The 17313-nt window shown below is 72.8% G+C and carries 17 protein-coding genes; 12 read left to right on the top strand and 5 right to left on the bottom strand.

The genetic code is table 11. The annotated features are described in order from the left end of the window. The first annotated feature begins 1 nt into the window (after window position 1). Window positions 2–1591 (top strand): class I adenylate-forming enzyme family protein, encoded by a 1590-nt coding sequence (locus BQ6202_RS08885; protein ID WP_072314140.1) that lies wholly within the window; start codon window positions 2–4, stop codon window positions 1589–1591. Between the two features lie 164 nt (window positions 1592–1755). Here BQ6202_RS08885 and BQ6202_RS08880 read toward each other — a convergent pair whose 3' ends face one another. Next, the gene (locus tag BQ6202_RS08880; RefSeq protein WP_072314139.1) at window positions 1756–2607 is read right to left on the bottom strand and encodes a sugar phosphate isomerase/epimerase family protein; all 852 of its coding nucleotides are present in this window, start codon (window positions 2605–2607) and stop codon (window positions 1756–1758) included. 124 nt (window positions 2608–2731) lie between these two features. Between BQ6202_RS08880 and ilvD the strand changes: the two genes are divergently transcribed. The 8 genes from ilvD to BQ6202_RS08840 all read left to right on the top strand — a co-directional run bounded on the left by ilvD (window position 2732) and on the right by BQ6202_RS08840 (window position 11387). Then, window positions 2732–4429 (top strand): dihydroxy-acid dehydratase, encoded by a 1698-nt coding sequence (gene ilvD / locus BQ6202_RS08875; RefSeq protein WP_072314138.1) that lies wholly within the window; start codon window positions 2732–2734, stop codon window positions 4427–4429. Window positions 4430–4490: 61 nt separating this feature from the next. After that, complete coding sequence (locus BQ6202_RS08870) at window positions 4491–6278, top strand: acetolactate synthase large subunit (protein ID WP_072314137.1); 1788 nt, start codon at window positions 4491–4493, stop codon at window positions 6276–6278. Next, window positions 6278–6796, top strand: coding sequence for an acetolactate synthase small subunit (gene ilvN / locus BQ6202_RS08865; RefSeq protein WP_072314136.1), 519 nt, complete (start codon window positions 6278–6280; stop codon window positions 6794–6796). The genes BQ6202_RS08870 and ilvN overlap by 1 nt, the downstream gene beginning before the upstream one ends. 51 nt (window positions 6797–6847) lie before the next feature. Then, on the top strand, window positions 6848–7873 hold the full coding sequence (ilvC, locus tag BQ6202_RS08860) for a ketol-acid reductoisomerase (RefSeq protein WP_072314135.1): 1026 nt from the start codon (window positions 6848–6850) through the stop codon (window positions 7871–7873). A gap of 130 nt (window positions 7874–8003) precedes the next feature. Next, window positions 8004–9476, top strand: a complete 1473-nt coding sequence (locus tag BQ6202_RS08855; protein WP_072314134.1) for an FAD-dependent oxidoreductase — start codon at window positions 8004–8006, stop codon at window positions 9474–9476. Window positions 9477–9583: 107 nt separating this feature from the next. After that, complete coding sequence (locus BQ6202_RS08850; RefSeq protein ID WP_159433633.1) at window positions 9584–10588, top strand: DUF2332 domain-containing protein; 1005 nt, start codon at window positions 9584–9586, stop codon at window positions 10586–10588. Then, a complete protein-coding gene (locus tag BQ6202_RS08845; RefSeq protein WP_072314132.1) occupies window positions 10585–10995 on the top strand; it encodes a hypothetical protein in 411 nt (136 codons plus the stop codon). The genes BQ6202_RS08850 and BQ6202_RS08845 overlap by 4 nt, the downstream gene beginning before the upstream one ends. Beyond that, entirely contained in the window at window positions 10992–11387 is a 396-nt protein-coding gene (locus tag BQ6202_RS08840) for a hypothetical protein (protein ID WP_143143703.1), read from the top strand. The genes BQ6202_RS08845 and BQ6202_RS08840 overlap by 4 nt, the downstream gene beginning before the upstream one ends. 17 nt (window positions 11388–11404) lie before the next feature. On the opposite strand, the gene BQ6202_RS08835 is transcribed toward BQ6202_RS08840, so the two are convergent. Then, window positions 11405–11800 carry a DoxX family protein gene (locus BQ6202_RS08835; RefSeq protein WP_072314130.1) on the bottom strand — a complete coding sequence of 132 codons (396 nt, stop codon included), beginning with the start codon at window positions 11798–11800 and terminating at the stop codon, window positions 11405–11407. A 70-nt stretch (window positions 11801–11870) separates the two neighbouring features. Then, window positions 11871–12338, bottom strand: a complete 468-nt coding sequence (locus BQ6202_RS08830; RefSeq protein ID WP_072314129.1) for a YbjQ family protein — start codon at window positions 12336–12338, stop codon at window positions 11871–11873. A 119-nt stretch (window positions 12339–12457) separates the two neighbouring features. Here BQ6202_RS08830 and serA point away from each other — a divergent pair, with 119 nt between their 5' ends. Continuing rightward, window positions 12458–14050, top strand: a complete 1593-nt coding sequence (serA, locus tag BQ6202_RS08825; protein ID WP_072314128.1) for a phosphoglycerate dehydrogenase — start codon at window positions 12458–12460, stop codon at window positions 14048–14050. A gap of 3 nt (window positions 14051–14053) precedes the next feature. On the opposite strand, the gene BQ6202_RS08820 is transcribed toward serA, so the two are convergent. Then, window positions 14054–14587, bottom strand: coding sequence for a TetR/AcrR family transcriptional regulator (locus tag BQ6202_RS08820; protein WP_072314127.1), 534 nt, complete (start codon window positions 14585–14587; stop codon window positions 14054–14056). 50 nt (window positions 14588–14637) lie between these two features. Here BQ6202_RS08820 and BQ6202_RS08815 point away from each other — a divergent pair, with 50 nt between their 5' ends. After that, window positions 14638–16170 (top strand): MFS transporter, encoded by a 1533-nt coding sequence (locus tag BQ6202_RS08815; protein WP_234946171.1) that lies wholly within the window; start codon window positions 14638–14640, stop codon window positions 16168–16170. A gap of 57 nt (window positions 16171–16227) precedes the next feature. Next, on the top strand, window positions 16228–16935 hold the full coding sequence (locus BQ6202_RS08810) for an alpha/beta fold hydrolase (RefSeq protein WP_072314125.1): 708 nt from the start codon (window positions 16228–16230) through the stop codon (window positions 16933–16935). Window positions 16936–17016: 81 nt separating this feature from the next. Here the strand turns inward: BQ6202_RS08810 and BQ6202_RS08805 are convergent, their stop codons facing one another. After that, window positions 17017–17274 (bottom strand): DUF6458 family protein, encoded by a 258-nt coding sequence (locus BQ6202_RS08805; RefSeq protein WP_072314124.1) that lies wholly within the window; start codon window positions 17272–17274, stop codon window positions 17017–17019. Window positions 17275–17313: the final 39 nt, after the last annotated feature.

Genomic DNA, 17313 nt, shown 5'->3' with positions numbered 1-17313 from the left:
CATGCTCGAGGCCGTGCTCGCCGCCACCCGCGAGCACGCGGGGCGCCCCGCGCTGAGCTCCGGCAGGCAGACGCTGAGCTTCGGCGACCTGGGCGAGCGCATCGAGCGGGTCGCGACGGGGCTCGTGGATGCGGGCATGCGGCCGGGCGACCGCGTCGCGTTCTCGGTGCGGCCGTCGATCGACGCCGTGGTGCTCGCGCTCGCGATCTGTCGCGCCGGCGGCCAGATCGCGTTCGTCGACCTGGGCGCAGGGCCCGAGCTGCTCGCCGCCCGGCTCGCGCTCGCGCAGCCGCAGTGGACGGCCGCAGAGTCGCTGCTGCACCTCGTCTCCAGCCCCGGCCTCCGCCGCGTCGCGCGCAGCCGCGGCATCGACCTGCCCGCCTACGCCGAGCTGCTGCCGCACGCCCGACACATCGTCGCGGGCCGCAGCCTGCCAGGCTCGCCCCGGGGGGCGCATCGCCTCGACGCGCTCGCGCGCACCCGCCCGCGGGCGCTGCCGGCCGCCGACGCGGACGCCGACGCGCTGCTGATCTTCACCTCCGGCACCACGGGCGAGCCGAAGACCGTGCTGCACACGCTCGCGTCGCTCGGCGCCGGCCTCGCCGACATCCGCGCGGGGCTCGGCCTCACGCCCGGGCTGCGGCTCCTCACCGACCAGCTCATGATCGGCATCCCCGCGCTCATCGCCGGCAGCCACTGGACGCTGCCGCCCGCGGGTCTGGACCCGGGTGCCTCGCCGGAGCGCTACCTGCCCCACCTCGAGCGCGCCGAAGCCGTGTTCGCCTCGCCCGGCGGGCTCGACGCGATCCTGCGGCTCCTCGACGAGCAGGGTGCCGCGCCCGGCGGCCTGCAGCTCATCGCCCTCGGCGGGGCGCCGGTGCTGCCGCCGCTCATCGAGCGCGCGCTCGCGCGGTTCCCCCAGGCGCGCATCCGCTGCGTCTACGGGATGAGCGAGATCCTGCCGGTCGCGATCGCCGACGGCCGCGAGAAGCTGCGCGCGTCGAGCGCGGGCGATCTGGTCGGTGCCGTCGTGCCGAGCGTCGACGCCCGCATCGACGACGGCGAGCTGGTGCTCTCGGGCCCGGGCCTCGCGCGCGCCTACCTGCACGAGCTGCCCGACGAGCTCGCAGAGGTGCGCACGGGTGACCTGGCCCGCATCGACGACGGCCGCCTCACCCTGCTCGGCCGCAAGAAGGACATGCTGCTGCGCGGCACGCAGAACATCTACGTCGGGCTCTACGAGCCGCTCATCGCATCGCTGCCCGGTGTCGCCGACGCGGCGATGGTGGGGGTGCCGGATGCGATCGGCGACGACCGCGTCGTGGTCGCGGTGGTGCCCGCCTCAGGTGGCACCGGCGGCGCGCGCGACGGGCTGGTGCCCGACCCCGCGCATCCGCTCGCGAGGCGCGTCGCGGCCGCGCTGCCGGGCCTCATCGATCACGGCGCGCTGCCAGACCTGGTCGTCGCGATCGGCGCGCTGCCGAGGCGGGGGCGGATGCGCAAGCCCGACCGGGCAGCGCTCGTCGCGCTGGTCACGCCCTTGCTCGACGCCGCGAGCACTCCGCCGGGCCGCGGCGAGCTGGCCCCATGACGCCGCGCCCGCTGACACCTTCGCCGCCGCGCTGACTCGCTGCACGACTCGTGGCCCCGGCGATCCGTGTGCACGCAGTCGCGCTCAGACGGCGCGCCCGAGGACCGGAGCGTGCACACGGTCAGCATCGCGACGGCCGCGCGGCGCGCCGAGCGTCGACCGCGTCAGGTGCCGGTGTCGGGCTCGGGCGTCGAGGAGGCCGCGGCCGGCTCGGCCTCGGCGGGCGCGTCGACCGCGAGGTGCTCGCGAGCGAACTCGATCGTCTCGGTCAGCAGCCGCAGGCGGTCGCGCTCCGAGCGCGCCTGCCGCGTCTTGATCTCAGCGATCACCTGACCGGACCACTGCTGCTGCGCGAGCATCTGCAGCACCTCGGCGACGGGCTCGTTGCCGTGGCCGGGGATCAGGTGCTCGTCGAACACGCGCCCCTCCTCGGCGGCGACGCCGTCGGTGAGGTGCACGTGGCGCAGCCGGTCGCCCAGGTCGAGGGCGAGCTGCATCGAGTCGCGCTTCGCGAGCGCGCAGTGCGAGAAGTCGAGCGTCGCGTGGTCGACGTCCATGAGGCTCGGGTCGATGCCGGGCAGATAGGCCTGGCGGTCGATGCCGCCGGCCGCCCAGGGGAACATGTTCTCGACCGCGACCTCGATGCCGTGCTTCTGCTCGGTCGCGCGCACCGCATCCGTGAACGTCCTGGCGTACTTGCCCTGCCAGCGGAACGGCGGGTGCACGACGACGGTCGGCGCGCCCACCGAGACGGCGAGCTCGGCCGAGCGATCGAGCTTCACGAAGGGGTCTCGGCCCCAGACGAAGGTCGTCAGCAGCACCACCGGCGCGTGGATGGCCATGATGGGCTGCTCGTAGCGGTCGGCGAGTTCGAGCAGGCGCTCGGGGCTGCGCGTCTTCGCATCCGTCGTCACCATGACCTCGACACCGTCGAAGCCCGCTTCGCGCGAGAGCCGGAAGCCGTCCTCGACCCCCTTGGGGAAGACGGAGATCGTGCTGAGGCCGATCGGGATCATGCCTCGACGGTAGACCCTCTCGGTGAGTGCGAACGTGCAGGATGACGTCGGATGCGGTGCCGCGGACGAGCGAGGCGGTGCTGGGCGGCCAGATCAGACATCACCCGCGGCGTAGGATCGCAGCATGCCTGAGATCGACATCAAGCCGCGTTCCCGTGCCGTCACGGACGGGGTGGAAGCGACCACCAGCCGCGGGATGCTGCGCGCCGTGGGCATGGGCGACGCCGACTGGGAGAAGCCCCAGATCGGCATCGCGAGCTCGTGGAACGAGATCACGCCGTGCAACCTCTCGCTCGATCGCCTCGCGCGCTCCTCGAAGGAGGGCGTGCACGCCGGCGGCGGCTACCCGCTGCAGTTCGGCACGGTGTCGGTCTCCGACGGCATCTCGATGGGCCACGAGGGCATGCACTTCTCGCTCGTCTCGCGCGAGGTCATCGCCGACAGCGTCGAGACGGTCGTGATGGCCGAGCGCCTCGACGGCACGGTGCTGCTGGCCGGCTGCGACAAGTCGCTGCCCGGCATGCTCATGGCGGCCGCGCGCCTCGACCTCGCGAGCGTGTTCGTCTACGCCGGCTCGATCGCCCCCGGCTTCGCGAAGCTCGAGGACGGCACGATCCCGAAGTCGATGACGATCATCGACTCCTTCGAGGCGGTCGGCGCCTACAAGGCCGGCAAGATCTCGGCGGAGGACCTGCACCGCATCGAGTGCGGCTTCGCTCCGGGCGAGGGCGCCTGCGGCGGCATGTACACCGCGAACACCATGGCCTGCGTCGCCGAGGCGCTCGGCATGAGCCTGCCCGGCTCGTCGACGCCGCTCTCGGCCGACCGCCGTCGCGACTACTACGCACGCCAATCGGGCGCCGCGGTCGTCGAGCTGCTGCGTCGCGGCATCACCGCGCGCGACATCCTGACGAAGGAGGCGTTCGAGAACGCCATCACCGTCGCGATGGTGCTCGGGGGCTCGACGAACGCGGTGCTGCACCTGCTGGCGATCGCGCACGAGGCCGAGGTCGAGCTGACGCTCGACGACTTCCGGCGCGTGGGGGAGCGCTCGCCCCACCTGGCAGACGTCAAGCCCTTCGGCGCCTACGTCGCGCAGGACTTCGACCGCGTCGGCGGCATGCCCGTCGTCATGAAGGCGCTGCTCGACGCCGGCCTGCTGCACGGCGACGTGCTGACGGTGACGGGCAGGACGCTCGCCGAGAACCTCGCAGCGCTCGACCCGCAGCCGATCGACGGCACGGTCGTGCGCGACCTGGCCGACCCCATCCACGCCACCGGCGGCCTGACGATCCTCTCCGGCTCCTTCGCCCCCGACGGTGCCGTCGTGAAGACGGCCGGCTTCGACGCCGAGGTCTTCGAGGGCCCCGCGCGCGTCTTCGACCGCGAGCGCGCGGCGATGGATGCGCTGACGAACGGCGAGATCCGGGCCGGCGACGTCGTCGTGATCCGCTACGAGGGCCCGAAGGGCGGCCCCGGCATGCGCGAGATGCTCGCCATCACCGCCGCCATCAAGGGCGCTGGGCTCGGCAAGGATGTACTACTCTTGACCGACGGCAGATTCTCAGGCGGCACAACCGGCCTGTGCATCGGCCACATCGCCCCTGAGGCGGTCGACTCCGGTCCGATCGCCTTCGTGCGCGACGGAGACCGCATCAAGGTCGACATCGCCGCTCGCTCGCTTGACCTGATCGTCGACGAGGCAGAGCTCGCTTCCCGGCGTGAGGGCTGGGAGCCGCTGCCCCCGCGCTACACGCGCGGAGTCCTCGCCAAGTACGCCAAGCTCGTGCAGTCCGCCGCCACCGGCGCTGTCACCGGCTGACGCACGCCCGGTCGATCCAGCCCGGTCTGTCCTGCACAGGCCGTTCGAGCACAGGAGAGCCATGACCATCACCCCACGGCCTGCGCCGCCGCGCGAGGCCTCGCCGCCGACCCTGACGGGGTCGGGTGCCGTCCTCAAGTCGCTCGAGCTCCTCGGGGTCACCGACGTGTTCGGCATCCCCGGCGGCGCGATCATCCCGTTCTACGACGAGCTCATGCAGCAGAGCGCGATCCGCCACATCCTCGTGCGCCACGAGCAGGGCGGCGGCCACGCCGCCGAGGGCTACGCGGCCGCCACCGGCAGGGTCGGCGTCTGCCTCGCGACCTCCGGTCCCGGTGCCACGAACCTCGTCACCGCGATCGCCGACGCCTACATGGACTCGGTGCCGATGGTCGCGATCACCGGCCAGGTGTTCAGCCACCTGATCGGCACGGATGCGTTCCAGGAGGCCGACATCACGGGCATCGTGATGCCGATCACGAAGCACACCTTCCAGGTCTCCGACCCGGCCGACGTGCCGGCCGTGCTGCAGGCCGCCTTCCACATCGCCTCGACCGGTCGCCCCGGCCCCGTGCTCGTCGACATCACGAAGGATGCGCAGGCCAACTCGGCGCCGTTCGTCTGGCCCGAGAAGGTCGACCTGCCCGGCTACCGGCCCGTCACGAAGGCGCACGGCAAGCAGATCGCGGCAGCGGCGCAGCTCCTCTCGCAGTCGCAGCGCCCGCTGCTCTACGTCGGCGGCGGCGTGATCCGCGCGAAGGCCTCGCAGGAGCTGCTCGACTTCGCCGAGGCGACGGGCGCCCCGATCGTCACGACGCTCATGGCGCGCGGCGCGTTCCCCGACTCGCACCCGCAGCACCTGGGCATGCCCGGCATGCACGGCGCGGTGCCCGCGGTGCTCGCGTTCCAGGAGTGCGACCTGATCCTCGCGCTCGGCGCCCGCTTCGACGACCGCGTCACCGGCAAGGTCGCCGAGTTCGCCCCCGGCGCCAAGGTGATCCACGTCGACGTGGACCCGGCGGAGATCTCGAAGATCCGCGCCGCCGACGTGCCCATCGTCGGCGACGTGCGCGAGGTGCTCGCCGACCTGTCGATCGCGTTCCAGGAGCTCGCGGTGAGCGAGCGCCCCGACCTGACCGACTGGTGGGAGCGCCTCCACGGCCTCCAGGAGCGGTTCCCGCTCGGCTTCACCCCGCCCACCGACGGCAAGCTCTCGCCGCAGCACGTGATCCAGCGCATCGGCGAGATCACCGGACCCGAGGGCATCTTCGCCGCGGGCGTCGGTCAGCACCAGATGTGGGCGGCCCAGTTCATCAAGTACGAGCGTCCGAACGCGTGGCTCAACTCCGGCGGCGCCGGCACCATGGGCTACGCCGTGCCCGCAGCGATGGGCGCGAAGGTCGCCGACCCCGAGCGGGTGGTGTGGGCGATCGACGGCGACGGATGCTTCCAGATGACCAATCAGGAGCTCGCCACCTGCACGCTCAACGACATCCCGATCAAGGTCGCGATCATCAACAACTCGTCGCTCGGGATGGTGCGGCAGTGGCAGAGCCTGTTCTACGAGGGCCGGCACTCGTTCACCGACCTCGAGACCGGTACCGACGCCAAGATGATCCCCGACTTCGTGAAGCTGGGCGAGGCCTACGGGTGCCTGTCCATCCGCGTCACGACGCCGGAGGAGATCGACCCGGCGATCAAGCTGGCGCTGGAGACGAACGACCGCCCGGTCGTGATCGACTTCATCGTCTCGAAGGACTCGATGGTGTGGCCGATGGTGCCGCAGGGGGTCTCGAACTCCTTCGTGCAGTACGCGAAGGATCACAGCCCCGTGTGGGAGGAGGAGTGATGAGCACGCACGTCCTGTCGCTCCTGGTGGAGGACAAGCCGGGTCTGCTGACCCGCGTCGCCGCGCTCTTCGCGCGCCGGGGGTTCAACATCGAGTCGCTCGCGGTCGGCAAGACCGAAGTGCCGGGTCTCAGCCGCATCACGGTCGTCGTCGACGTGGATCAGCTGCCGCTCGAGCAGGTCACCAAGCAGCTCAACAAGCTCGTGAACGTCGTGAAGATCGTCGAGCTCGAGCCCGGGCAGTCGGTGCAGCGCGAGCACATGCTCATCAAGGTGCGCGTCGACAACTCCACCCGCTCGCAGATCCTCGAGGCGACGACGCTCTTCCGGGCGCGGGTCGTCGACGTCACCACCGATGCGCTCGTGATCGAGGTCACGGGCGACTCGCCGAAGTGCCAGGCGCTGCTGCGGCTGCTCGAGCCCTACGGCATCAAGGAGATCGCGCAGTCGGGCCTGCTGGCCATCGGGCGCGGCGGCAAGTCCATCAGCGAGCGCGTGCTCAAGGCCGACCGCGCCTGACGCGCGCCCCTGAGCCACCAAGAACGTACGAACGAACAGAAGGAGTCACCCATGACTGAGGTCATCTACGACGACGGTGCCGACCTCGGCATCATCCAGGGCAAGAAGGTCGCGATCGTCGGCTACGGCTCGCAGGGCCACGCGCACGCGCAGAACCTGCGCGACTCGGGCGTCGAGGTCCGCGTCGGCCTGCAGCCGGAGTCGAAGAGCCGCCAGAAGGCCACGGAGGCCGGCTTCGAGGTGGGCACGCCCGCAGAGGTCGCGGAGTGGGCAGACGTCGTCGTGCTGCTCGCGCCCGACCAGTTCCAGCGCCACATCTACAACGACGAGGTCGCGCAGCACATGAGCGAGGGCAAGACCCTCGTCTTCAGCCACGGCTTCAACGTGCGCTTCGGCTACATCGACGCGCCCGAGGGCATCGACGTCGTGCTCGTCGCGCCCAAGGGCCCGGGCCACACGGTGCGCCGCGAGTTCGAGGCGGGCCGCGGCGTACCCGTGATCGTCGCCGTCGAGACGGATGCCTCTGGCTCGGCATGGCAGACCGCCTGGTCGTACTCGAAGGCGATCGGCGGCCTGCGCGCGGGCGGCATCAAGACGACCTTCACCGAGGAGACCGAGACGGACCTCTTCGGCGAGCAGGCCGTGCTCTGCGGCGGCGTCTCGCAGCTCGTGCAGTACGGTTTCGAGACCCTCACCGAGGCGGGCTACCAGCCCGAGATCGCCTACTTCGAGGTGCTGCACGAGCTGAAGCTCATCGTCGACCTCATGTGGGAGGGCGGCATCGCGAAGCAGCGCTGGTCGGTCTCCGACACCGCCGAGTACGGCGACTACGTCTCGGGCCCCCGCGTCGTCGACGCGCGCGTCAAGGAGAACATGCAGGCCGTGCTGAAGGACATCCAGACGGGTGCCTTCGCCGAGCGATTCATCGCCGACCAGGATGCCGGCGCGCCCGAGTTCAAGGAGCTGCGCGCGAAGGCCGAGAGCCACCCGATCGAGGCGACCGGCAAGAAGCTGCGCGACCTGTTCGCCTGGGAGCAGCCGGACGCCGACTACGTCGACGGCAGCGCGCAGCGCTGACCCGCGAGGCCACGGCAGGGGCGAGGGATCCACGCGGATCCCTCGCCCCTTCGCTGTCCGGTGGTAGCGCGAGGGTCACCTGGGTGCCCGCCCCTTGCGCATGCCCCGTCGCCTCGCTTGGCTGGGGTACATGACTGCTCTCTGGCATGCCGACGGCCCGACGATCGACTTCGACGACGCCTCGCAGCGGCGGCCAGACGTCGCGGTGATCGGGGCGGGCATCACGGGCCTCGCCACCGCAGCGCTGCTCGCGCGCCGTGGCGCGAGCGTCGTCGTGCTCGAGGCACGCCCCATCGGCTCCGTCGCGACCGGCAACACCACTGCGAAGCTCAGCCTGCTGCAGGGCGACCGCCTGCACCGCATCCTGCAGCTCGCGAGCCGCGACGCGACGCAGGCCTACGTCGACGGCTCGCTCGCCGGCCAGCGCTGGCTGCTCGAGCTGCTCGAGCGCCGCGGCACCCCTGCAGAGCTGCGCCCGGCCGTCTCCTTCGCCTTCGGCGCCGAGGGCGCGGCGAGCGTCGCTCGCGAGCTCGAGGCGGCGCGATCTCTCGGCCTCCCCGTCCAGCCGGGCGGCGACGAGAGCCTGCCCTTCACGACCACCGGCGCCCTGCAGCTCGTCGACCAGGCGCAGCTGCAGCCGATGACGACCCTCGCCGCGCTCGCCGGCGAGCTGCGCGAGCACGGCGGCAGCATCGTGCACGCCGCCGTGCGCCGGGTGCGCGCGCGGCGCGGCGGGGTCGAGATCGAGACGGATGCGGGCCAGTGGCACGCGGGGACGGCCGTGCTGGCGACGGGCTCGCCCGTGCCCGCCCGCGGCACGTCGACGCTGCTGGAGGCGCAGCGCTCGTACGCCGCCTCCTACCGCACCGCTGCGCCGCTGCCCGAGGTGATGGCGCTGAGCGTCGACGAGCCGAGCCGCTCGCTGCGGACGGCCACGCTGGGCGGTGAGCGAGTGCTCGTCGCGGGCGGCGGCGGCCACGCGGTGGGGCGCCACCGCGACACGCGTCGGATCGTGGCCGAGCTCGATCGCTGGGTGCTGCAGCACTGGCCCGACGCCGAGCGCACGCACGAGTGGAGCGCGCAGGACTACCGCACGCCCGACCGGTTGCCGTGGATCGGCGCGCGGCCCGGCTCGCGCGGCCGCGTGCTGCTCGCGACGGGCTTCGACAAGTGGGGGATGACGAGTGGAGCGATGAGCGCGCTGGCGCTCGCCGGCCGCATCGTCGGCGACGAGCCCGGGTGGGCGCACGCGCTGCGACGGCGCGGCACGACTCCCGTCGCGCTCGGTCGCCTCGCGGGCGCTGCTGCTGCGAGCGGCGCCGCCGACATGCGTGCCTGGGGCCAGGCGCTCACGCCCGCGTCGGTGCCCGCCGAGGGCGAGGGCAGCCTCGGCCGCGATGGCGTGCGGATCGTCGCGACCTCGACCGTCGGGGGCCAGACCCGGCAGGTGTCGGCCTTCTGCCCGCACGTCGGTGCGCTCGTGCAGTGGAACACCGAGGGGCGCAGCTGGGACTGCAGCGCGCATGGCTCCCGCTTCGCGCCGGACGGTGCGCGGCTCGAGGGCCCGGCCGCCTGCCCGCTGCGACAGCGCGCGGTGGCCTAGGCGCGAGGCAGCTGCGCTGCGGCAGGGGGCGCGGCGATGGCTGGCGGTCGCGCCCGCGGCGGGAGCGCTGCCCGTCGCCGGTGCCGTGCAGTGCCATGCTGGGCGGCATGCAGAGCGTGACCGACGACCAGCGGGTGAGCGACGCCTATCGCCGCTGGGCACGGGTCGAGGCTGGCGAGGGCTCGCCCCGCTACGCCGAGTGGGCGCTCGGCGTCGCCGACGATCCGTGGCTGTGCGCGGCCATCGCCGAGCTCGAGCCGCTGAAGCGCCAGGCCAACCTGCTCTTCGCCGCCGCGCGCTTCGAGGGCGTGCCGCTGCAGCCGTGGTCGCAGGTGCGCGACATGATCGCGGGCAGCTGGGGCCGCATCCGCGCCACGATGCTCGCGCGCATGACGCAGACCAACGAGGCGAGGCGCATGGCCACGCTGCTGCCGGCCATCGCGCACCTGACCGGGCCCATCGCGCTCGTCGAGGTGGGCGCATCCGCGGGCCTGTGCCTCTACCCTGACCGCTGGCGCTACCGCTTCGGACCGGGCCGGTACGCGGGCGACGCGAGCCTGCCGCTGCTCGAGACCGAGGCCTCGCCCTCGACGCCCGTGCCGACCCATCCGCCGACCGTCGCCTGGCGCGGCGGGCTCGACCTGCAGCCCCTCGACCCCGACGATCCCGAGACGCGGGCGTGGCTCGAGGCGCTCGTGTGGCCGGATGCGACGGGCGGCGTCGACGGCGCACGCGTCGACCGGGTGCGCACCGGCATCGCGATCGCGCGGCGCGAGAGCGCCCACGTGCGCCGCGGCGACCTGATGACGGACACGCGCGCGGTCGTCGAGGAGGCCGCGCGGCACGCGCCGACGGTGGTCGTGTGGCACTCGGCCGTGCTGGCCTACGTGCCGGCTGCGGCCCGCGTCGACTTCGCCGAGCTCATGCGGGAGCTGCCCGTCACGTGGGTGGCGAACGAGGGCGGAGCGCTCGAGCTCGGCCCGCCCGCACCGTGGGCGCGGCCGGGCGACTTCGTGCTGCGCCGCGACGGCGAGCCGCTCGCGATCACGCACCCTCACGGGGCCTCGATCACCTGGATCGACGATCTGCCGCCGGTAGCATCGGAGCGATGAGCACTGACGAGGACGCCCTCCGCTGGGAGGGCGATGACGATCTCGATCGCCTGTCGGTCGCCGAGGCCGAGGCGCAGGCCGAGGCCGACCGCGTGGCGCACGCCGACGCATCCGCCGCCCCGGCCCGCGCAGCGCGGCCGCGCGGGCCGCTCGGCTGGCTGCTGCTGGTGCTCGCGGTCGCGGCGACCGCCGGCTGGGTCGTCATCATCGTCGCGAACCCGGTCGACCAGCCGAGCCTGCTGGGCCTCGCGATGTACCAGCTCGGCGAGCTGCTCGCGGTGATCGCGCCGCTGCTCTGGTGGCTCGTGGTCGACCGCTTCGCGCCGCTCGCGCGCCGTGCGCCCTGGTGGCTCGCCGGTCTCGTCGTCACCGCGCCGTGGCCGCTCGTGGCAGGGCTCCTCGCATGAGCGCGGCTGAGGCGGGAGATGCGCGGATGCCGGACGAGCAGGTGCACCAAGCGCGGCCGCCGCGCGAGGAGCGCCCGGGCGACAGCTGGATCGTGGCGCTGCTGCTCGCGCTCGGCTTCGGCTACGACACGGTCGAGGCGGTCGCCAACCTGCAGCAGCTGCCGCTGCTCTACCTCGGCAGCGGCATCGAGGGCTCGACGCCGTGGTGGCTGCTGATCGCCGGCGTCGCGCTGCCCGCGGTGCTGTTCTTCGCAGCGCTGTGGATCGGGCGCGGCATGCGCCTGGTGCCCAAGGCCGGCGTGCTGCTCGTGGCGCTCGCGGTGAGCGCGCAGCTCAGCCTGCTCGCAGAGCAGCTGGCGCGGCAGATCGCGGTCACCGCGCTCGGCGGCTGACGCGAACGGGCGACCGGTCAGATCACGGCGACGAGCAGCAGCGCCCCGAGCACGACCTGGCCGATCGCGCGCGGCACGAGCGGCATCGCGACCGCGCCGAAGCGCTTGGGATCCCTCGCGGCCTCGGCGTTCGCCGGGAAGACGGCGATGAGCAGCGCGATGAGCGCGATGCCCGCCGCGAAGCGCACGCCCCACCAGGGAGCGAGCAGGCCGATGCCGCCCAGCACCTCGGCGACGCCCGAGATCGTCACGAGCGGCAGCGCTCGCCGACGCTCCGGCCCGGCGAGCCTCGCGGGGATCATCGCCGCCATCGTGCGCCGCACGCGCGGGACGAAGTGCGTCAGGCCCATGCCGACGAAGACGAGGGCGAGGATGATGCGCAGCACGAGCTGCGCGATTGCGAAGGCGTCCATCGCGTCCATCCTCCCGCATCCGGGTGCCTGTGCCGCACGCGCCCGCTGACGCAGGAGTGCGAGGCGCGGCTCAGGGGTGGTGCGGCGGCAGGCCGAAGGGGTCGGGGGTTCCGTGCGCTGCGGGCGGCACGTCGCCCGGCGGCGTGAAGACGCCCGGATGCCGCGGGTGCTGGCGCGCGAGGTCGGCGGACTGCGGGGTCGCGCCCTCCTGCCCGCTCGGGATCGCCTCGACGACGACCGCGGTGCCGTAGGCGCAGATCTCGGTCCACTGCGCGCCGATGTCGCTGGCGTCGAAGCGCATCGCGACGATCGCGTTCGCGCCGCGCCGCTGCGCCTCGTCGACCATGCGGCCCATCACCTGCATGCGCGCCTCGTAGAGCATCTGCGTGAACTCGGGGATCTCGCCGCCGCCGATCGCTCGCCAGCCCGCGACCCAGTTCGAGGCCGCGTCGCGGCTGCGCACGGTGAGGCCCATCACCTCGCCCTGCACGGCGAGGATGCGGAAGCCCGGGATCTCGTTCGTCGTCACGGTCAGCATGAGGGCATCATGGCCTGTTGCGCTGGAAGACGTCGGAGGCCGCCTCGGTACGCGCCCCTCGATAGGCTGGGCGCGGCACGACGTGGTGCTGCCTGCCCCCACCCCGCGAGGAGTCCCGCATGTCCAAGCCCGTCGTCCTGATCGCCGAGGAGCTCTCGGCCGCCACCGTCGATGCCCTCGGGCCCGACTTCGATGTGCGCAACGTGGACGGCACCGACCGTCCCGCGCTCTTCGCGGCGCTCGCCGACGCATCCGCCGTGCTCGTGCGCAGCGCTACGCGCATCGACGCGGAGGCGCTCTCGCACGCGCCGCAGCTCAAGGTCGTCGCACGCGCGGGCGTCGGCCTCGACAACGTCGAGATCCCGGCTGCCACGAAGGCCGGCGTCATGGTCGTGAACGCCCCGACCTCGAACATCGTCTCTGCGGCAGAGCTCGCGATCGCGCACCTGCTGGGCCTCGCCCGGCACATCCCGGCGGCGGATGCGTCGCTCAAGCGAGGGGAGTGGAAGCGCTCGGCGTACACGGGCGTCGAGCTCTACGAGAAGACGGTCGGGATCGTGGGCCTGGGCCGCATCGGCGTGCTGGTCGCCGAGCGCCTCGCCGCCTTCGGCACCAAGCTCATCGCCTTCGACCCCTTCGTCAGCCCCGCGCGCGCCGCACAGCTGGGCGTCGAGCTGCGCACGCTCGACGAGCTGATGGCCGAGAGCGACTTCATCACCATCCACATCCCGCGAACGCCCGAGACGGTCGGCCTGATCGGTGAGGCGCAGTTCGCCCTCGCGAAGCAGAGCCTGCGGATCGTCAACGCCTCGCGCGGCGGCATCATCGACGAGGCCGCCCTCGCAGAGGCGCTCCGCAGCGGCCGCATCGCGGGTGCAGGCATCGACGTCTTCGTCTCGGAGCCGCCGAAGGACGACGCGCTCACGAGCGCCCCGAACATCCAGGTCACGCCGCACCTGGGCGCATCGACCGACGAGGCGCAGGAGAAGGCGGGCATCGCCGTCGCCCGCTCGGTGCGCCTCGCGCTCGCCGGCGACCTGGTGCCGGATGCGGTGAACGTCGCAGGCGGGATCATCGACGAGTACGTGCGCCCCGGGATCCCGCTCGCGGAGCGCCTGGGCCAGTTCGCGGCGGGCCTCGCCGGGGGACCGGTGGAGTCGGTGGACGTCGCCGTGCACGGCGAGCTCGCCGCCTACGACGTCAAGGTGCTGCGCCTGGCGGCCCTCAAGGGCTTCTTCTCGTCGATCGTGAGCGAGCAGGTGACGTTCGTCAACGCGCCGGTGCTGGCCGAGTCGCGCGGCGTGACGAGCACGCTGACCGCTGACGAGCGCAGCGAGGAGTACCGCAACGTCGTCGAGGTCGTGCTGGCGACGAGCGACGGCCGCCGGGTGAGCGTCGAGGGCACGCTGACCGGCCCGAAGCAGATCGAGAAGATCGTCGGCGTCAACGGGCAGTCGGTCGAGGTGCCGCTCGCGCAGCACTTCGTGGTGATGGAGTACGTCGACCGACCCGGCATCGTCGCGACCTACGGCGCGGCGTTCGGCGAGGCGGGCATCAACATCGCCGGCATGCAGATCGCGCGCACGGAGGCGGGCGGCGACGCGCTGTCGATCGTGACGATCGACCAGGCTGCGCCCGACGCCCTCATCGAGCAGCTGAGCGCCTCGATCGATGCGACCGCGATCCGCCAGATCGAGATCCGCGAGCTCTAGCCCCTAGCCCTCGAGCAGCAGCTCGAGCCGAGCGATCACGCGCTCGACCGAGTCGGCCGGCAGCGAGCCAGAGCCGCCGATCACCGACCGCAGGTAGATGCCGTCGCTCAGCCGCACGACGAGCAGCGCCAGGTCGCGATCGCCCAGGCTCGCCGTCAGCGCGGCGAGGTAGTGCTCGTCGAGCCGGGTGAGCGCCTCGCGGGCCGCCTGGTGCTCGTCGTGCTGCCCGAGCTTGAGCAGCGCGACCAGCGTGCGGTCGATCGGGTGCTCTGCGGCGAGCGACTCGCGCAGGAACACCTGCACGGCGTCGGGCATGGGCGAGAGACGATCCTCCTCCTCGACGCCGAAGCGGTCGAGCCGCTCCGCGAGGCCCTCGACGAGCGCGGTCTTCGAGCCGAAGTGGTAGAGCAGGCCGCCCTTCGAGACCCCGGCCGCGTCGGCGGTCGCGGCGATCGTGCCGGCGCGCTCGCCATGCTCGAGCACGAGCTGCTCGAACGCGTCCAGGATGCGATCCCTGGTGTCATCTGCCTTGCTCACGGCACCCACCCTACCTCGACAAAAAACCGTCCAGACGGTACAGTATTCGGGTGACCAACGACATCCGCAGCACTGACACCCCTTCGACCGCGCCTGCGCGCGCCGGAGCACGCGGCTGGGCCGCGCTCGCGGTGCTGATGCTGCCGGTGCTGCTGGTCTCGATCGACATCACGGCCCTCAACTTCGCGCTGCCCGAGATCGCGCAGTCGCTGCAGCCGACCTCCTCGCAGCAGCTCTGGATCGTCGACGCCTACTCGCTCGTGCTCGCGACCCTGCTCGTCGCGATGGGCAACCTCGGCGACCGCGTCGGCCGTCGCCGCCTGCTGCTCATCGGCGCCACCGGCTTCGCCGTCGTCTCGGTGCTGGCGGCCTTCGCGCCCACCGCCGAGCTGCTGATCGCCGCCCGCGCCGCCATCGGCTTCTTCGGCGCGACGCTCATGCCCGCGACGCTCGCGCTGCTGCGCACCATCTTCCTCGACCGGCAGCAGCGCCGCCTCGCCGTCGCCGTGTGGGCGACGGGCTTCTCGGTCGGCTCGGCCGCCGGCCCCATCGTGGGTGGCGCGCTGCTGGCGCACTTCCACTGGGGTGCCATCTTCCTCATCGCGGTGCCGGTGCTGCTGCCGCTGCTGATCCTCGCGCCGCTCCTCGTCGACGAGTCGCGCGACCCCGCGCCCGGCCCGATCGACCCGATCGGCATCGCGCTGTCGATGCTCGCGCTCGGTGGCCTCGCCGCCGGCATCAAGGAGATCGCGGTCAAGGGCGTCGACCCGCTCGGGATCGCGCTCGTGCTGGTCGCGGTGCTGACCGGCTGGCTGTTCGTGCGCCGGATGCGGCGGGTGGCCCAGCCGATGCTCGACGTCGGGCTCTTCCGGCTGCCGCAGTTCAGCGGCGCGCTGCTCGTGAACCTGCTCAGCGTCGTGGCGCTCACCGGCTTCCTCTTCTTCGTCACGCAGCACCTGCAGCTGGTCGAGGCGATGCCCGTGCTCGACGCCGCGCTCGTGCTCGTGCCGGGCGTCATCGCGATGATCGGCTCCGGCCTGCTGGTCGTGCGCGTGGTGCGGCGGGTCGACCCGGGAGTCGCGGTCGTGATCGCGCTGAGCGCCTCGCTCGCCGCCTACGGCATGCTCGCCGTGCTCGGCGAGGACGTCACGGTGCCCGGCATCGCGGTCGCGTTCGCGCTGCTGGGTCTCGGCATCGGCGCCGCCGAGACCGTCTCGAACGACATGATCCTCACCGCCGTGCCGCCGGCGAAGGCGGGCGCGGCATCCGCCATGTCGGAGACCGCCTACGAGTTCGGCGCCGTGCTCGGCACCACCGTGCTCGGCGGCCTGCTCACCGCGGTCTACCGGGCGACGCTCGTGGTGCCGGCCGGCACCGACGGGGCGATGGCGGATGCGGCGCGCGAGACCCTGGGCGGTGCGGTCGCCGCGACCGAGGGCGCGGGCGCCGCGGGGGAGCGGCTGCTGGAGGCCGCCCGCACCGCCTTCGACCACGGCGTGATCGCGACCAGCATCTCGGGCGCCGTGCTCATGGCGCTGGCCATGGTCGTCGCGTGGGTCTCCCTGCGCGGCTCGGAGGACTGAGCGACCGCCTCGCATCGGCCCTGGCCGATGTGGGCGGAGGCGGCTAGCGTCGCCAGCATGACGACCGCTCCTGCACGCATCCTGCTCGTCCCGGGCTTCTGGCTGGGCGCCTGGGCCTGGGACGACGTGGCCGCTCGCCTCCGCGAGCTCGGCCACGACGTCGAAGCCCTCACGCTGCCGGGCCTCGAGCCGGGCTTCGCCACCCCTGGCGAGGTCTCGCTCGAGGACCACGTCGGCGCGATCGAGGCGGCGATCGGTGACGGGCCGGTCGTGCTCGTCGCCCACAGCGGCGCGGCGATCCCCGCGACCGTCGCGATCGACCGGAACATCGACCGCGTGGCGCGCTCGGTGTGGGTGGACACCGCGCCGGTCGTCGACGGCGCCGCGATGGACGCGAGCTTCGAGGGCGACGCTCTGCCGATCGAGGCGAACTGGGACGACGAGCTCGAGCAGGGCTCGATGCGCGACCTGAGCGACGAGCAGCTCGTCGAGATGCGCAGCCGTGCGGTGCCGGAGCCTGCGGGCGCGGTCCGCGATGTCGCCCGCCTCACCGACGACCGGCGGCTCGACGTGCCGGCGACCATCGTCTGCACGGCGTTCTCAGCCGAGGACTACCGCTCCTACGCCGAGCAGGGGATCCCGTTCCTGGCCGGCGTGCTCGAGCACCGAGCGCTCACGCTCGTCGATCTGCCCACTGGCCACTGGCCGATGTGGTCGAAGCCCGCCGAGCTCGCGGCGCTCATCGACGAGGCCGCCCGCGCCTGAGCGCCCTGCGCCGGCTCCTGCACGAGCGACGGGGCGCTGCGTCGCTCTCGCGATGCAGCGCCCCGTCGCGCGATGCGCAGGTCAGATCAGGTCGTCGCGACGCTCGGTGCGCTCGACGCGGGTGCCGGTGCCCGGGTCGACGCTCGAGCGCGACACCTGCGAGGTGCGGCCGGAGCGCGCGCTCACGGCGATGCCGATGATCGTGATGAGCGCGCCCGCGCCCAGCAGGATGTAGCCGATGAGGGCCCAGTCGACGCCCTCGACCTGCCACAGTGCTGGCACTGCCCAGGCGACGATCGCGCCGACGGCCATGAGGAAGATGCCGAAGCCGATGCTCAAGGTGGTCTCCGTTCGTCGTGACGGCCCATCGCGGGCCGC

Source organism: Agrococcus sp. Marseille-P2731 (assembly GCF_900117395.1).
Lineage (GTDB): Bacteria > Actinomycetota > Actinomycetes > Actinomycetales > Microbacteriaceae > Agrococcus.
The sequence above is the reverse complement of the archived record's forward strand: the minus strand, read 5'-3'. Positions and strand labels throughout refer to the sequence as shown.

What these genes read in the sequence shown, in the direction of transcription:
- BQ6202_RS08885 (WP_072314140.1), top strand. Translation starts at nt 2, where the DNA reads ATGCTCGAGGCCGTGCTCGCCGCCACCCGCGAGCACGCGGGGCGCCCC.
- BQ6202_RS08880 (WP_072314139.1), bottom strand. Translation starts at nt 2,607, where the DNA reads ATGATCCCGATCGGCCTCAGCACGATCTCCGTCTTCCCCAAGGGGGTC.
- ilvD (WP_072314138.1), top strand. Translation starts at nt 2,732, where the DNA reads ATGCCTGAGATCGACATCAAGCCGCGTTCCCGTGCCGTCACGGACGGG.
- BQ6202_RS08870 (WP_072314137.1), top strand. Translation starts at nt 4,491, where the DNA reads ATGACCATCACCCCACGGCCTGCGCCGCCGCGCGAGGCCTCGCCGCCG.
- ilvN (WP_072314136.1), top strand. Translation starts at nt 6,278, where the DNA reads ATGAGCACGCACGTCCTGTCGCTCCTGGTGGAGGACAAGCCGGGTCTG.
- ilvC (WP_072314135.1), top strand. Translation starts at nt 6,848, where the DNA reads ATGACTGAGGTCATCTACGACGACGGTGCCGACCTCGGCATCATCCAG.
- BQ6202_RS08855 (WP_072314134.1), top strand. Translation starts at nt 8,004, where the DNA reads ATGACTGCTCTCTGGCATGCCGACGGCCCGACGATCGACTTCGACGAC.
- BQ6202_RS08850 (WP_159433633.1), top strand. Translation starts at nt 9,584, where the DNA reads ATGCAGAGCGTGACCGACGACCAGCGGGTGAGCGACGCCTATCGCCGC.
- BQ6202_RS08845 (WP_072314132.1), top strand. Translation starts at nt 10,585, where the DNA reads ATGAGCACTGACGAGGACGCCCTCCGCTGGGAGGGCGATGACGATCTC.
- BQ6202_RS08840 (WP_143143703.1), top strand. Translation starts at nt 10,992, where the DNA reads ATGAGCGCGGCTGAGGCGGGAGATGCGCGGATGCCGGACGAGCAGGTG.
- BQ6202_RS08835 (WP_072314130.1), bottom strand. Translation starts at nt 11,800, where the DNA reads ATGGACGCCTTCGCAATCGCGCAGCTCGTGCTGCGCATCATCCTCGCC.
- BQ6202_RS08830 (WP_072314129.1), bottom strand. Translation starts at nt 12,338, where the DNA reads ATGCTGACCGTGACGACGAACGAGATCCCGGGCTTCCGCATCCTCGCC.
- serA (WP_072314128.1), top strand. Translation starts at nt 12,458, where the DNA reads ATGTCCAAGCCCGTCGTCCTGATCGCCGAGGAGCTCTCGGCCGCCACC.
- BQ6202_RS08810 (WP_072314125.1), top strand. Translation starts at nt 16,228, where the DNA reads ATGACGACCGCTCCTGCACGCATCCTGCTCGTCCCGGGCTTCTGGCTG.